The organism is Sunxiuqinia sp. sy24 (assembly GCF_052677165.1).
Window position 1 is genome coordinate 51523 of the sequence record NZ_JBQYLH010000001.1, and the last position, 15542, is coordinate 67064.

Annotated in this window: 9 protein-coding genes; 8 read left to right on the top strand and 1 reads right to left on the bottom strand. The window is 40.5% G+C overall.

Translation table 11 applies throughout. The features are described from left to right. Positions 1–5: 5 nt before the first annotated feature. The 8 genes from ACUNWA_RS00210 to ACUNWA_RS00245 all read left to right on the top strand — a co-directional run bounded on the left by ACUNWA_RS00210 (position 6) and on the right by ACUNWA_RS00245 (position 9527). Complete coding sequence (locus ACUNWA_RS00210; protein ID WP_445589855.1) at positions 6–947, top strand: glycosyltransferase family 2 protein; 942 nt, start codon at positions 6–8, stop codon at positions 945–947. Positions 948–1022: 75 nt separating this feature from the next. Beyond that, positions 1023–2384: a lipopolysaccharide biosynthesis protein gene (locus tag ACUNWA_RS00215; RefSeq protein WP_445589856.1), complete on the top strand. Its 1362-nt coding sequence runs from the start codon at positions 1023–1025 to the stop codon at positions 2382–2384. 177 nt (positions 2385–2561) lie between these two features. Then, positions 2562–3818, top strand: coding sequence for a glycosyltransferase family 4 protein (locus tag ACUNWA_RS00220; RefSeq protein WP_445589857.1), 1257 nt, complete (start codon positions 2562–2564; stop codon positions 3816–3818). 134 nt (positions 3819–3952) lie between these two features. After that, positions 3953–5272, top strand: a complete 1320-nt coding sequence (locus tag ACUNWA_RS00225; protein ID WP_445589858.1) for a hypothetical protein — start codon at positions 3953–3955, stop codon at positions 5270–5272. Between the two features lie 4 nt (positions 5273–5276). Further along, positions 5277–6134 carry a glycosyltransferase family 2 protein gene (locus ACUNWA_RS00230; protein WP_445589859.1) on the top strand — a complete coding sequence of 286 codons (858 nt, stop codon included), beginning with the start codon at positions 5277–5279 and terminating at the stop codon, positions 6132–6134. After that, positions 6131–7234 (top strand): glycosyltransferase, encoded by a 1104-nt coding sequence (locus ACUNWA_RS00235; protein ID WP_445589860.1) that lies wholly within the window; start codon positions 6131–6133, stop codon positions 7232–7234. Before ACUNWA_RS00230 ends, ACUNWA_RS00235 begins: the two co-directional genes overlap by 4 nt. 124 nt (positions 7235–7358) lie before the next feature. Further along, positions 7359–8591: a glycosyltransferase family 4 protein gene (locus tag ACUNWA_RS00240; RefSeq protein ID WP_445589861.1), complete on the top strand. Its 1233-nt coding sequence runs from the start codon at positions 7359–7361 to the stop codon at positions 8589–8591. A 156-nt stretch (positions 8592–8747) separates the two neighbouring features. After that, positions 8748–9527, top strand: a complete 780-nt coding sequence (locus tag ACUNWA_RS00245; RefSeq protein ID WP_445589862.1) for a WecB/TagA/CpsF family glycosyltransferase — start codon at positions 8748–8750, stop codon at positions 9525–9527. 350 nt (positions 9528–9877) lie between these two features. On the opposite strand, the gene ACUNWA_RS00250 is transcribed toward ACUNWA_RS00245, so the two are convergent. Next, positions 9878–15175 carry a cadherin domain-containing protein gene (locus tag ACUNWA_RS00250; protein ID WP_445589863.1) on the bottom strand — a complete coding sequence of 1766 codons (5298 nt, stop codon included), beginning with the start codon at positions 15173–15175 and terminating at the stop codon, positions 9878–9880. Positions 15176–15542 lie beyond the last annotated feature (367 nt).

Sequence of the window (15542 nt, forward strand, 5' to 3'; positions counted from 1 at the left end):
GTCTTATGAATTATACAGATTTACTTACCATCTCGATGCCTGTTTATGAAAGGAAGGATTTTTTCCTGGAAGCGTTGGAGAGTGCCTTAAACCAGACGGTTAAGTGTAAGGTTATTGTGGTCGATAATTGTTCTTCGCATGATTATTTCGAAAAGATATGTAAAGAGAAGAACGTTCCTTATTATCGGAATGACCGTAATATTGGGATGGCAGGGAATTTCTACCGGGGCTTTGAGCTTTCCGATACCAAGTTTGTGATGAACCTTCAGGATGATGATCAGATATCGCCAATCTATGTGGAATCGTTTGTTGATGCCTATACCAAACATCCTGACATTGATATCTATTTCCCTGATTTCATTCGACTGACGTCCAATGGGAAATTGCCACACAAACATATTTTGCCATTTGGCTACATGAAAGATGGGCAAAAGATTATTGAATATGGCATTAAGTATAAATTGGGATTTCCTTATATGGCGAGTGCTATCAAGCGAACGATTGTTAATGGCTTTGAGGGCAATCTGGATGGAAGTGGCTGTTATGACTGGGTTTGGATTTATTCAGAAGCCGATAAGTTTTCATTTTTTGGAGACCCCCGGCAGTTATACATATTTCGGGATCATGACAATCAAGATACCAAGCGGAATCTGTTAAGGTATGCCATGACGCTACCCTATATTTATGATGAAATTTTGAGAGATAAGGTCTCCGATAAAGAGTTAAAAAGAACCGCAGATCAAGCTGCTTTCTGGGAATTGGTTCGTTTGAAATCACTGGCCGATAAAGGGATGATCAATGACTTTATGGAAAAGGATACCATTTTCAGTAATTATTTAAGAAAGAAGCTTAAAGGAAATGGAAAATTAAGATTGATTTTCCGTATGCCACAAGAAATGGTTCGATTAAATTACCGGGCGATACGCCGACTAAAGCTGGATGCGTAGGCTCTGTATTTACCCCATTCAATTGTTCTCCTGATCAAAGATGTTTAACCATTCACTAAACCATTCATATCGATAATGATTTTAAAGGAATTACTTTCCAAATTTACACTTAAAGGAGATAGTCGTGGGTCAAAAGCGAAGAGACAAATACTCTACTCTTTTCTACTTCAGGGATTGAGTGTATTAATAGGCTTGTTGTATATTCCATTGTTGCTCGACTATTTAACTCAGGAAAAATATGGTATTTGGTTGACGTTGACTTCGATCCTCGGATGGTTTAGTTTTTTTGATATTGGTTTAGGCAATGGCTTGCGAAATAAATTGGCTGAAGCCATTGCCCTTGACGATGTGGAATTAGGGCAAAAATATGTGAGTACAACTTATGCTTTGTTGATTGGTATTTTTGGTGCCGTGCTGGTTTTGTTTCACGGGTGTAATTTCTTTTTGAACTGGAATTCCATTTTAAATACAAAAGGGATCGCAAATGAGGAGTTGTATGTGCTGACATCGATCGTTTTTACCTTCTTTATTCTCCGCTTTATTGTGCAGTTAATCTCGGTTATTTATTTGGCAGACCAGCTTCCCTCGATTACAAAATTGATGACGACTTCAGGAAATCTGTTGTCTTTCATTCTTGTTATTATTTTAACAAAGTTTGCTGCAAAAGGAAACCTGATTCTTTTGGGGACGATTATCAGTGTTATTCCTGTCATCTTATTTGTTATTGTGTCTTTGTTCTCCTTTGGTGGCCGGTATAAGGCTTTTAGACCTACGATTAGTAAGATCGACTTTAAGCTAAGCAGTGAACTGATGAATCTTGGGGCTAAATTCTTCTTTTTACAAATTACGGCGATCATCATCTTTTCAACATCAAATATCTTTATCACACAATTTTATGGTCCCGAAGAAGTGGTTGTATACAATATTGCGTACAAGTATTTTCAGGTGCCTATTATGGTGTTCTCGATCGTAATGACTCCCATTTGGTCAGCGGTGACTGATGCCTATACGAAATCTGATTTTACCTGGTTGAAAAATACACTGAGACAACTGAATCTACTTGCCCTTGTTTTTGCATTGGGTGTTGTCGCTATGATCTTTATTAGTGACTGGGTGTATGAATTATGGGTTGGCGACCAGGTTAAAGTCCCATTTAGTCTTTCTGTTGTATTAGCAATTTATACCATCATGTATCTCGTGATGGCTCCTTATTCTCATTACATTAATGGAACCGGGAAAATTAAATTGACCATGACTTTGGCGTTTGCAGGGATACCCATCTATTTAATTTTGGTGTTTGTCTTTGGTGATCTCTTTTCGAACAGCACCGGCATTGTCCTGGCAATTACCTTGTCGAGTCTAATCGGTCTAGTCATTCAACCCATGCAGACTTATAAGATATTAAATAAAAAGGCAACAGGTATTTGGGACAAATAGTTTGTTCAGATAAGCAGGATGCGAGCATATTATTTCCTGTATTTCATTGAAGAGGGTAAATAGAATTTAGGATTTTGCTGGAACGGAACTGCCTGTTGGGATATAATGTTTTGTTATGCAGTAGGTTCGCATTTCTTGTGTTAGTCGTTTGATAAGAGCTAAATAAAAAAATATCGCGTGAAATTACTTTGGATAACAAACTCACTTTTCCCGGAAGTTTATGAAAAATTGAATAGGAAGGTGCCGGTCACGGTAGGATGGGTTCATTCTGCGGCTCAGGCTTTGTTGAGCCAGAATGAGGACATAAACTTAGCAGTTGCTTCTTTCTATGAAGGGGACGGTATTCGTGAGTTGCAGATAGGAAGGATCAAGCACTTCCTGGTGCCGGATGTTTTTAGAACCAAGCCACATGACGATAGCAAGGATTTTTTATGGCAGCAAGTGAAAGAGAAGTTTAAACCGGATGTTGTTCACATCCATGGCTCGGAATACCCGCACTCCTATTCTTATGTAAGAGCTTGTGGAGCCGCTCATGTTGTCTTGTCAATCCAGGGGCTGGTAAGTGTTATTGAGCGCTATTATTTCGGAAATATAAGAGAGCGAGAGATCTTAAAAGCGACCACGCTGCGCGACTTGGTTCGCTTTGATACGCTTTTTGAGCAGCGAGCCAATATGAGAAAAAGAGGCGAATATGAGCGACTGCTGATTCGTGAGGTCCATCATTTTATTGGACGGACCTCTTGGGATCGCGATCATATCTGGGCCATTAATCCAGACTCCAGCTATCACTATTGTAACGAAACCTTACGCCCGTCATTTTATAAAAATCAGTGGGACTTAGACGGCTGTGAGCCATACGGTATTTTTATCAGTCAGGCTCATTATCCAATCAAAGGTTTTCACCAGGTGTTGAAAGCTTTGCCAATTGTTTTGCGAAACTTTCCAAATACTAAAGTGTATGTTGCAGGGACTAATTTTTTTACGAATAGAGGAATGCGGATAAATGGCTTTGGTAATTACATCAACCGTTTAATTCGGAAGTACCGTCTGGCTGATAGAATCATATTTACCGGTTTATTGTCTGAAAGCGAAATGTGTCAGCATTTTCTTCGTTCGCATGTATTTGTTAGTGCTTCTGCCATTGAGAATAGTCCTAACGCAGTTGGAGAAGCCCAACTTCTGGGTGTGCCTTGTGTGGCTTCCTATGTTGGAGGTACTCCGGATTTGGTTGAACATGGAAAAACAGGTCTTCTTTATCGTTTTGAAGAAGTTGAAATGTTGGCCTCTAATATTTGTCGCTTATTTGCTGACCACGAGTTGGCTCAGGAGCTTTCAGAAAACGGACAGGTTGTTGCCAGAGAAAGGCATCATGAAGTTAGAAATGCCAAGGCGCTCAATGCAATTTATGCAAGGATCGCCTCACCTGAATACTAGTTGACCGTTCTATGAGGCTGAGTCTTAGTATGAAAGTCCAGGTTCGAATTGTTTCAGATTTTTGTCGGAATAACGCATTGATGGAATGTTTTTCATCGTTGAAATTGAAGAGAACGTTTTAAAGAACAAAACAAATGCTTGAGAAAAAGTTATCGAAGTTAATACCCTTGGCAGTTCTAATTATAGCCTTTTATTCGGTACAACGTTTTTCGTCTTTCCCAATTGGGAATACGTTTATTTGGTGGTCAATCAATATTCTTATCTTAATCATCTTCTTTTTGGTAGTACGATATAGTGAATTTAGCCGCGAAGATTTAAATGCCCTTCGGTTTGTGAAATGGTATTTGCTATGGAATGTTTTTAGTATCGTCCGGGGCGTCTTTGTTGCCGAGATTTATTGGGATTACAAAGGCTTGTTGAATATGGGGATGGCTTTGTTAATGCCTGTTGTTGCCTATCTGGCTTTTGATAAAAATAGGGTTCAGGATATCTTGTCGTTTTTTATACGATATGCTTTGCCATTTGCTGTTCTTGTTTTTCCTTTTCTGTCAGTAGGAGCATGGGGTTGGTACTTGTTTCCTATTAGCCTGTTGATGGTTTTTTTTCCGGCCTTATCTATTCGTGCGAAGATAATCGTGTTGTTCCTTACATTGATCGCAGGTTTTGGGGATCTTGGAACAAGAAGTCATGTGCTAAAATATAGTATGCCTATAGTGCTTATCTTATTTTTTTATACAATTCGTGGTTTTTCCTTATCAGTAAAAGTGATGAAGGCTGCGCAACGGATCATGATTATAATTCCTCTGCTTTTCTTTGTTTTGGCGTTTACCGGTACGTTTGAGGTTTTTAAAATGAACGAATACATAAGTGGAGAGTATGTCGAAAAAAGGAAAAATAGCGATGGCGAAGAGGTTCAGGAAGATTTGAAAGCCGATACACGCACTTTCCTGTATGTTGAGGTGCTGCAATCAGCTGAAAAATATAATTACTGGTTGATTGGAAGAACGCCTGCCCGCGGAAATGAGACTTTCCATTTTGCTAAATTTGAGGAAGAAATAACAGGCCGTCCAGAGCGCCTGCGCAATGAGGTCGGGATTTTAAATGCCTTTACCTGGACAGGGATTGTTGGTGTTGTTTTCTTTTTCCTGGTCTTTTATCAAGCTTCCTTTTTGGCCGTCTATCGGTCAAATAACATCTACATTAAGCTCGTAGGGCTCCTTATTGCTTTTCGATGGGTGAATGCCTGGATTGAGGATGCTCAGGCATTTGATATGAACAATTTTGTGATCTGGCTCATGGTGGGTATGTGTCTTTCTCCTTCATTTCGAGCAATGAAAAATGCTGAAGTAAAACTGTGGCTTTGGGGAATTTTCCAACGAAAATACTATCAAAAATATAAATATTATACCCAGAGGGAGCTTCACAGCTCTTCTCCGGAACTTGAATTAAACTAGATCAATGGAACATCATTTAAAGATTGCTGTTTTATTAACTTGCCATAACCGGCGCGAAAAAACATTGAGCTGCCTCAGGTCGTTGTATGGTGCTAACTCCGACTTAAAGTATGCCCTTGAGGTTTATTTGGTCGATGATGGATCAACGGATGGAACAAGAGAATCGGTAAAAAGACAGTTTCCTGAGGTGAATGTGATACCGGGTGATGGCAGTCTTTTCTGGAATCAAGGGATGCGCCTGGCCTGGGATACTGCGAGTGAGAAATGCGTGTATGATTTTTATTTGTGGTTAAATGATGATGTCATTCTCTCTGACTTTGCGCTTGAAGAGTTATTTGAAACTGATCAGGACGCATTTTGCATGAAGGAAGAGAAGGTAATTGTTGTTGGCGCTTTTCATTCAAGGATGGAGGATCAACAGTTTTCTTATGGAGGGAGAAATGAAAGCGGAGAACCTGTATTGCCAAATGGACAAATACAACAGTGTACAATCATCAATGGAAATGCCGTTCTGATTCCACAAGCTGTTTTTGAACGCTTAGGAAATTTATCGGCTGATTATACTCATGCTTTAGGTGATTTCGATTATTCGTTGCGGGCTCATAAAGTCGGCATTGCCTGCTATACAACGAAAAGGTACATTGGTGTTTGTCCCCGGAACAGTCAGACTCCTGCGTGGTGTGATCCAAAAATAGCATTAGCTAAACGAATTCGTTTACTTCATTCGCCCAGAGGACTTAATATTTCAGAATATTACAAATTTGTCCTTTATCATAAAGGACGGTTCAAGGCCTTTGTTTCAAAGCTTAAAGTTTACTTTAGGGTCTTCTTTCCTCAATTGTATATAAAATTGAAAAAATGAAGCAAGATAAAGCGCTCTTATTCTTACCCTATTTGGCTCCATACCGGATCAATGCTTTAAACGAGATCGGGAAATATTATGATCTGACAGTTGTTTTTCTTTTAGAAAACACAGTTGATATTAGGTACGATCAAAAAGAACTAAGAAGCAGGTTAGATGTTGATTTTGTCGTTTTAACCTCAGGGTTTAACTTTAAGAAAAGACAAATTCGGTATGGAATATTTAAGCTTATAAGAAAGTACAAGCCTAAAGTGATTTTTAGTAATGAGTATGGGCTAACCAGTCTCTTAATCTCATTTTATAAATACATGAAAATATTTCAGTTCAAACACATCTCAACAACTTCAGATAATTTGTCAATGGCACTTTCTACTTATTTGGTTAGAAGATTGGCAAGGTCTTTTGTGGTGAGCTCTTGTGAGGGAATGATCGTTTATAATAAGGAGACAAAAGATTGGTATCAAGAACATTATAGGAAGCTGAAGGTGGGGATATGTCCTAATATACAAGACCCCGACGACTTGTTGCCATATAATGATATATATAGAAAGTTATCTGAAAACTATATTCATCAGTATGCACTTGTAGGTAAGAAAGTTTATCTTTTTGTAGGTCGTTTTCAACCAATGAAAGGGTTGAGTCAATTGATTACAAATTTTAATAAAGTTCGAGAAAAAAATGAAGTTTTAATCTTAGTAGGCGATGGACCATTAAGACCAGATATTGAGAGACAAATAAAAGATTTAGGATTAGAAAGAGAAGTATTGCTTCCTGGGAAATTTGAAGGAGAGAGTTTATTTGCATGGTATAAACTTGCAAAGTTATTCATCTTGGCAAGTAATCACGAGCCTTTTGGTGCTGTTATCAATGAATCTCTAATTTTAGGAACTCCCGTTCTTTGCAGTTCTGTGGCTGGAGCCACGTATTTTGTGAAAGAGGGAATTAATGGATTGATATTTAATCCTTGGGACTCAAATGATTTTGTCGAAAAATTCAAACTTGCTAGAACGATGTTTGTGAATTTTAATTCTGAAGATAATAACCTAATGCGGATTGATTTTTATGATTCGTTAAGGGTTTACAAAACAATTTGTTCGTAAGGGGATGCCAATCGATACTGGCTTTGTGAAATTTGTTTGTAATTCTTTTTATAAAGGAATAGGTGAATTGGATTAAAACTAGTTAAAAGAAAGAGTGTGCTATTCTATTTTCAATGTGTAAATCATGCTAAATATATTAATCAATGCATACGCTTGTGCACCGCACAAGGGCTCGGAGCCCGGAATGGCATGGAATTGGATTATCAATCTAGCTAATCATTGTCAGCTTTATGTGATTACTGAAGGCGAATTTAAGGCTCAGATCGAAGAAGCAATGGCAGCATTGCCACAAGCCGCAAATATAAAGTTCTATTATAACCCGGTTAGCCCTAGGGTTAGGGGAATGTGCTGGAATCAGGGAGACTGGCGATTTTACTACTATTACCGATCGTGGCAAAAGAAAACCTTCTCAATTGCCAGTGAGATAGTTGCGAATCATTCAGTTGATGTTATTCATCAATTAAATATGGTTGGCTATCGCGAACCTGGTATGTTGTGGAAAGTTAATGGTATTCCTACCGTTTGGGGACCTATTGGTGGCTTTGGAGGAATTCCTTTTTCTTTTTTATCGCTGTATAAGTATGGTAAGGTGTTTCGGCAAGTGGTGAAAGATCTTATAAATCGACTTCAGGTTTTTAGTCCCTATATTGTTGATGCAATAAAAAATATGGATGTTTTGATTGCTTGTAATAGCATTGCTCAGCGGTCATTGCAGCGTTTTCGTGATGATGAAATATACCTAATACCAGAGGTTGGAACATCTTCACAATTGATTCATGCTGATGCGATCCAAAAGGACCCTAATAGGCTGCAGGTCTTGTGGATTGGTCGAAATTATCCAACGAAAGCATTAGGGCTGGCACTTGAAGTTTTTAACGGGTTATCTGACTATGATATTGTGCTGGAAGTGATTGGGGTTGATTTAGGTTCCATGGGTGATAACGAATGGCAAAAACAGAAAAACGTTATTTTTCATTCATGGTTGCCGCTTGCGCAAGTTTATAAAAAACTCTGCAATAGTCATTTGTTGCTTTTTACAAGTTTATTTGAAGCAACCGGAACCGTTGTGTTAGAGTCTCTCACAAATGGAGTGCCGGTTTTATGTCATGATATCTGCGGACAGGGGGATATTATCGATGATACATGTGGTATAAAAGTTCCGATGGTTAATCCTAAGCAGAGTGTATTTTCTTTTAGAAAAGCAATTCTAAAGCTTTATCATGATCGCGACTTATTAGATAAACTATCGCTGGGAGCGATCGAAAAGGCTCAAGAGCTGACTTGGGAAAAACAAGCACAACAAATGGTACAGTTGTATCATGAGGCCATCGCGAAAAGGGGAATAAACAATAACTAGTCTATAGAGAGCTCTTATTTTCTAGATTTTTCCTCCTGACTTCTGATAATATAGCACCTCTGGCTCTGAATTATCAGCGTGCATATACTTCTCTGACTCTACAACTTGTCGGCGTTATCAAATTCATTATTTGGTTCTAATTTTTACTTCTTTATCATGAAAACAGCTAGTTTCCAACTGTTGGGCTATCCGGTTTATTGTCAGGATTTATCGGCAATTCCACAAAACCGAAAATTGATTATCAATACCTTGAATGGGCATTCCTATACTGTTGCTAAAAAGGACAAAGTATTTAGTCATGCTTTGCGCACTTCTGATATTCTGCTACCGGATGGAATTAGCGTTGTTATGGGAGCTAAGATTCTTGTGGGTAGGCGTATCCAGAAGATTGCTGGCTATGATCTGTTCTTGCATTTGATGAATTCACTCGAGCGTGAAAATGGATCTTGTTTTTTTCTGGGGGCTATGCCCGATACCTTGGAGAAGATCAAGCATAAGTTGAGCGTAGAATTTCCGCATGTCCGGGTTGGGAGCTTTTCACCACCTTACAAATTGGCTTTCTCGGAAGACGATAGCCGGCTGATGTGCGATCAGGTCAACCAATTTTGTCCCGATGTCTTATTTGTGGGCATGACGGCACCGAAGCAAGAAAAGTGGGTGCATGAAAATAAGGAAAAGTTGGAGGCCCGGATTACCTGTGCCATAGGAGCTGTCTTTGACTTCTATGCCGGCACATCGGAACGCCCTCCACAGTGGATGATTGATTTGCGGTTGGAGTGGCTGGGGCGATTGCTTAAGGAGCCTAAACGGATGTGGAGACGCTACCTCTTGTCTACTCCCGTATTTTTCATCGATGTGTTTCGGTATAAGTATGGGCTTAAAAAGAGAGAAGAATTGAACTCGCTTAAGGATTATACCACGAAGAGACCCAATTAATCAATCCGACCTTACATGTGTCGCTGAGCTTGGGCGCATGCCCAAAATCGGTCCAATTCAAGAATTTGCCAAAACCGTTGTCCTGACATTGCTGGTTCAACTCCGGATCTTCCGGGTAGCTTCTGCGTTACTTCTGGATCTTTTCGGTGTTATCGAACTTAGAAGATACGGTAAAATACAGGGAAAGTACGTCTGAAGTCCAGGGTTGATTGGGAGCCATTTATTGTCTGTCGCGATACGAGGAGATTAGCCGTTCGCTTGAAGGCTATAAAAAGAACAAGTCCCGTTCCAATGTATGCTGGAGCGGGACTTGTATTGAAATTTCAAATCGAATTGCGGATCACTCAAATCTACATGATAACGATTTTATCTTGGAATGTTTGTCTTTTCGATACTAGTTTGATGATGTAGGTTCCCTTTTTTAGATGAGAAAGATTAAGCCTTTCCTGCAGGTTTCCAAAAGAGGAAGAAAGCAATTTCTTAATGACCAGGTTGCCGGTCATGCTAAAGAGAAAAACTTCACAATCATCACCTGACAAATTCTCGGCCTTGATATTGATTTGTCCGTCGGATGGGTTCGGATAGACCGATGCTTTTAACGCGTTAGCAGTCGGGTCAAGGTCACCGCCAATTCCGGAGTCCATCTGAAGGTTATTTTCAACAAGGTAATTGTCGAATGATTCCAGCTCGTTACCCGAGATGTCCAGAATTGGAGTTGAACTCTTGCTATAGCTTACGAAAATCTCATCACCGTATTGATAGTCCGAGTCAAGATCCAGGTAAATTTCATTGCCTTTGACGGTAATCTTTTGAATGCTTTTTTCATCACTCAATATGAAATCGGAATGGATTTGCTCGCTTTTTAGATTGTCAGATTTAAGCGTCTCGCTGTATGAAAGAATGACCCGATTGGGCTTGTTGGGGTTTACTTCTCCTCTTACAATCTTTCCGTTAATGACAATTTGAATGGTAATATTAGCGGTGGAAGTTAGCGGTGTGGCTGCATTATCTTTCACCGCAACAAGCAGATTGATCGTTTCGGAAGTGGATGCTTCAAAAGCACTTGAGATAAAGATCTCGCCTGTTTGAGGATTGATAGAGAATATACCTTCTTCGTTACCGGATAAGATAGCGTATGTTAGCTGTTGTCCTTGATCCGGATCGCTGGCAATCACCTGTCCGATCAAGTCTCCTACTTTGTCATTTTTGCGTACCTCAAAACTTTGGTCATGAATAACCGGGCTATTATTCAGCTGAACTCCGGTAATATGAATGTTTACTTGAGCCGTGGCTGAAAGTGGAGTCGAACCATTGTCCTTTACTTCAACTTGCAACTGGATGGTCTGATCTGTTGTTGTCAGAAGATCTGCCGCTGCAAGGAGCTTTCCGGTTGTTGGGTTAATCGAGAATAAACCATTCGCATTTCCCTGAGTGATGGTGTACGTGAGTTGTTGACCCGCATCAGGATCTGACGCAACAACCTGCCCGATGAAATCATTCAGTTGGATGTTGCCTTCAAGCTGCACGTTAAGGTCTTGTACTACCGGACTTTGATTGATGGCAGCAATTTTCAGACTGATAATGGTAATGGTAGCCTGTGCTGATAGCGAATTGCTTGCATCGTCGGTAACCTGAACGATAAGCGAAAAGGTCTGATCGCGGTCTTTATAAATTGTCGTATTCGCAAAGATTTCACCGCTTTTCGGGTCAATTTTGAATAGCCCGGCTTCATTGCCTTGGATAATGGAGTACGTAAGTTGGTCGCCAGCATCGGGATCTGTTGCAATGACTGGTAAAACCAAATCATTGTTCAGGATGTTGGAAGGTATTTCTACCATCTGATCTTCAATAACCGGGCTGTGATTCAGCTTAAGACCAAGAATGTTAATTGTTGCTGTAACGTTGGCTGAAAGAGGTTCAGTAGCATTGTCTTTTACTTCAATAGCCAATACAAATTTCTGGTCATTTGTTGTCAGGTAATCAGCAGCAGCAAAGATTTCACCAGTTTCCGGATTGATTGAGAATAAACCAACATCATTACCCTGTGTGATTCGATAGCTCAGTTGCTGACCGGCATTCGGGTCAGAGGCAACGATTTGTCCAAGCAAATCATTCACCGTAAGATTTCCTTCCAGATAGACGGTGAGGTTTTGTGCTACCGGTCTTTGATTGACTTGTGTTGCGTGAATCGTGATGGTAATAGTTGCTGTTGCTGAAAGCGGTTCCGCATGGTTGTCGGTTACTTTAACTTCCAGAATGTATGTTTGGTCCTCGTTTGCAGGAATCATGGTATTGGCAAAGATTTCGCCGGTTTCGGGCTGAACGGCAAACAAACCGTCAGCGTTTCCTGCTGTAATGGCATAGCTAATTGTTTGTTCCGTATTCGGATCGCTTGCTATGAGCTGTCCAATCAAATCGTTGGTGTTTTTAGGCTCTGTGATCTCCAATGACTGAGATTGGATCACCGGCTTCTGATTCAGTGTTGTATTATTTCGATTGTACAAGTCATTGACTTCATCACTTGTTAATGCTGAATTATAGATTCGAACTTCATCCATAAGTCCTTCATACAGCAGCGTCGGATTTTCTTCATCTCTTCCGGCTCCCACCAATAAATTGTATCCTTCGCCTGATTCAATGGTTCCTGTAGCATCTACTGAAAGCAAAATAGTGTCATCCAGATAAATAACCTTTTTCGTTCCATCATAGGTGGCTGTTATCAGGTGCCAGTTTCCATCCCACAACTCAGCAACATTATCGATGTTTGTCCATGCGTTTGTTGTTTCGGATGTTTTAAAGGAGATGCTCTGTAAACCGGGATGGATATACAGTGCATAAGAGTCGGTGTTTGGTCCCCCATGCATGATAACTCCCTGATACGTATTGGAGCTTGACTGAGGCAAGATCCAGGCACTTATGGTTAATTCGTCCTGAACGTTTGCACCAAAGCTGTTACCCATGCTGATGTAGCCTTTACCCGTGAGTTGTAATCCTCCTCCATTAACTCCATCCACCCGGAGTTCTTCATTTACAATAGTTCCATCATTGGAATCATGAGAGTCAATGGCTGTTTTTCCCGAAGTTTCTTCGAATAAGTACTCGGAGTAAGTGGGCGAAAGGTCAGGTAACTGAATGTTTACGGCTTGACTTTTTGACGATGAGACATTGCCGGCAGCATCCTTGGCCCAAGCGTAGAGTCTATGTGTTCCAACCGCTGAAAGGGTATATGCTTTTGGAGCAGAAGTCAGCCATCCGCCTGCGGTGGATGAGGGGGCTGTTGCTACTTCTGTAATCAGGTACCCAGCTACCGAGTTATTGTCAGTGGCGGTGAACTCGGAAACAGGAACTGTCAACGAACTATGGCTTGATGGGATAACAAATGAGGCAACTGTTGGCGCTGCAGTATCGGGTCCGGGGGCTATTTCCTGCGCATTGATTTGTATGGTAAGCTGTGCGCTGGCCGATAGAGGCGCTGAAGCATTATCCATTACCTGAACCGTAAGGATTATTGTTTGATCTGCGGTGGCTTCAATTGGGCTGCTGCTTGTTAGTTGCCCGGTCGACGGATCAAGTACAAACAAGTTGGCTGCATTTCCATCGACAATCGAATAAGTCAACTCCTGACCGGCATCAGGATCGGAAGCGATAAGTTGTCCTATGGTTTCATTCGCCCCTTTGGGACCGTTTATTTCAAACGACTGATCCTGAATTACAGGGCTTTGATTGTCTTTTCCAATTGCAGTTCCCTTCGTGCGAATAAGAATCTGTGACGTAAATGGCGCCAGGCTTATTGATCCGGAAACCTCTTTGCCATCCAGATCCCGGTAAAGAGAGGATCCTAAGCTAATCGCTTTGGTTTGTTTGGTGTCATTGTAAAACAGCTCTTCAATTTCGCCATCAGCAAGCGTTGAAAAGTCACCGGTTGAGTTGGTATCTACTCCTCTTAACTTTTTCCAGTCGGCAAGAGTCTTGTCCCCTTGATATCTGAATACATTTTGTCCATAATGCCCTACGTATCGGTTGTTGTCGAATAGTCCTGTTGCATTTTCTTCGAAAATGGTTCGTTGAAAAGTGTTTGAAAACCACACAAAAGAGCCTTGTCTGGCTGTTGTGTAGAATGTATTGTTGGTTATTGTGCTGTTTTCAACTTCATCTTGGTTTAACAAGAGCAGCGTTGCATCGATAATGGTATTGCCATCGACTGTTATTTTACCATTCTGGTGCAAGTATATTGCACAGTTCGTGTTGCTTACGGTGTTGTCTTCAATGAGAATATCATGGGTATTGTTGTCCATATAGATACCGTAGGCTGTATTGCTTTCTCCAATAACATTCAATACAATGTTACTTCTGACTTTTGTCCCGGAAGCACCTGGCTGACTGTAGTCGTAGCCGTTGTAGGTGTAAATTGCACCTCCGTCATCCAGAATCTGACAGGCTCCATTGATATAGTTGTATTCAACTAAATTGTTTTCACCACCAAACTCTATTCCGACATAGCCCATATCGATTAAGCGATTGTATCTAATAATATTGTTTGCTCCTTTTGATGCGATTCCTCTTCCGGGACCTCCATTTTCATTGCCTGTTTCCGCACCAAAGTCATTTTCTGATAGCACCTCAAAAAGCTGATTGTCTGTGATTATTGAGTTCGATGAAGCAATATGCATTCCTTCGTAGTAGGAGTTTCTTACAACATTGTTGGTGTAATTTCCATCGGAGCCATTCATGACATATATTCCGCGATTATGAGCATAAGAGACATCACAGCTGTTGATTGTCAAGCCTATGCCTCCAGTGGCGAGTATCCCGTTGCTTTTTTGTTGAAGAATATTGAGGTCTTGTATGGTGATATAGTTCTTGTTATCAATGTAGATACCATTATCCAGGTTTGAAACTTTTACCTGATGATTGGCAGGAGAGTCTCCGTTCGGGGTCCACAGATAAACCGTTTTTGTTGAAGCGTCATAATGCCATTCACCTGGTTGTGTCAACAAACTCAGACTGTTTACTAAAACGAATTCGTTCCCCACCCTTGTATTATAGGTTGGGGCAGCATTTAATGTCAAGCTCTGTCCGGAAGAGGCTATAACTTCTTTTCCATCGACGAACCAGGGCACCGTCTTTATTATGAGGTGTGATCCAGTGTAGTTTAAGCTGGAGCTTAAATTACTTGAAGTAAGTTGAGTGGCACTACCAGTACTGCTGACGGTGGCCCATCCATGCTTTGGGAACCGTGAGAATGGAACCTTTACACCATCCAGAAACAACTGATTAACCGGAGCACTAACTTTGGCTTTATAAACATTTCCCGAATGAACAGTCCATCCGGTTATTTCCTGAGAACCATATATTTTGGGCTTGTTGCCTGTTCCGTATGCACCATACGTAATTGGGCTGCCGGCACTTCCTGAAGTTGAAGGTGTTAACGTACCAACCCATTCATCCCCTCTTTTGAATAATATTTTGTCTCCTGCTGTTGGCCTAAAGCTGTTTACTTTGGCCAATGTTTTCCATGGCTGTCCTGTACTTGTACCAGCATTGGAATCGTTTCCTTCACTACTGCTTACGTAATAGCTGTTTTGTGCTATCAGGGAAGCTGGTAATAATAGGAATAGGATTAATATTAATTCTTTCATCTCTCTCATCGTATCTCTGCGGTTTAATATAATCTTATTCTGATTAATTTTGTTAATATTTTTGTACTAATTTGTGTAAGAGTTAATCACAGGTGCCCGATGGGCATCGCTAATGGGAAGTTCTTTTTTCCCTTGCTTCCCTGATTGGCATTAACTCTATTGATCTGGATTCGTACTTCATCGATTGTGAATACAACCAGTTCCAATTTCTGGACTAGCAGCTTCTCTCATTTGTTTTTAATTAATAGTATTGATGGGGCTCTTCAATTTGCCTGAAAGGCTTGTTCGCACAAAGTGCGTAAATTGAAGCATATGTCTCCCATGGGAAATAGGGGGCAAATTTCTATTTCGCTTTTCAATTAAAGGTGAAAGCCTT

What these genes read in the sequence shown, in the direction of transcription:
- ACUNWA_RS00210 (WP_445589855.1), top strand. Translation starts at nt 6, where the DNA reads ATGAATTATACAGATTTACTTACCATCTCGATGCCTGTTTATGAAAGG.
- ACUNWA_RS00215 (WP_445589856.1), top strand. Translation starts at nt 1,023, where the DNA reads ATGATTTTAAAGGAATTACTTTCCAAATTTACACTTAAAGGAGATAGT.
- ACUNWA_RS00225 (WP_445589858.1), top strand. Translation starts at nt 3,953, where the DNA reads ATGCTTGAGAAAAAGTTATCGAAGTTAATACCCTTGGCAGTTCTAATT.
- ACUNWA_RS00230 (WP_445589859.1), top strand. Translation starts at nt 5,277, where the DNA reads ATGGAACATCATTTAAAGATTGCTGTTTTATTAACTTGCCATAACCGG.
- ACUNWA_RS00235 (WP_445589860.1), top strand. Translation starts at nt 6,131, where the DNA reads ATGAAGCAAGATAAAGCGCTCTTATTCTTACCCTATTTGGCTCCATAC.
- ACUNWA_RS00240 (WP_445589861.1), top strand. Translation starts at nt 7,359, where the DNA reads ATGCTAAATATATTAATCAATGCATACGCTTGTGCACCGCACAAGGGC.
- ACUNWA_RS00245 (WP_445589862.1), top strand. Translation starts at nt 8,748, where the DNA reads ATGAAAACAGCTAGTTTCCAACTGTTGGGCTATCCGGTTTATTGTCAG.
- ACUNWA_RS00250 (WP_445589863.1), bottom strand. Translation starts at nt 15,175, where the DNA reads ATGAGAGAGATGAAAGAATTAATATTAATCCTATTCCTATTATTACCA.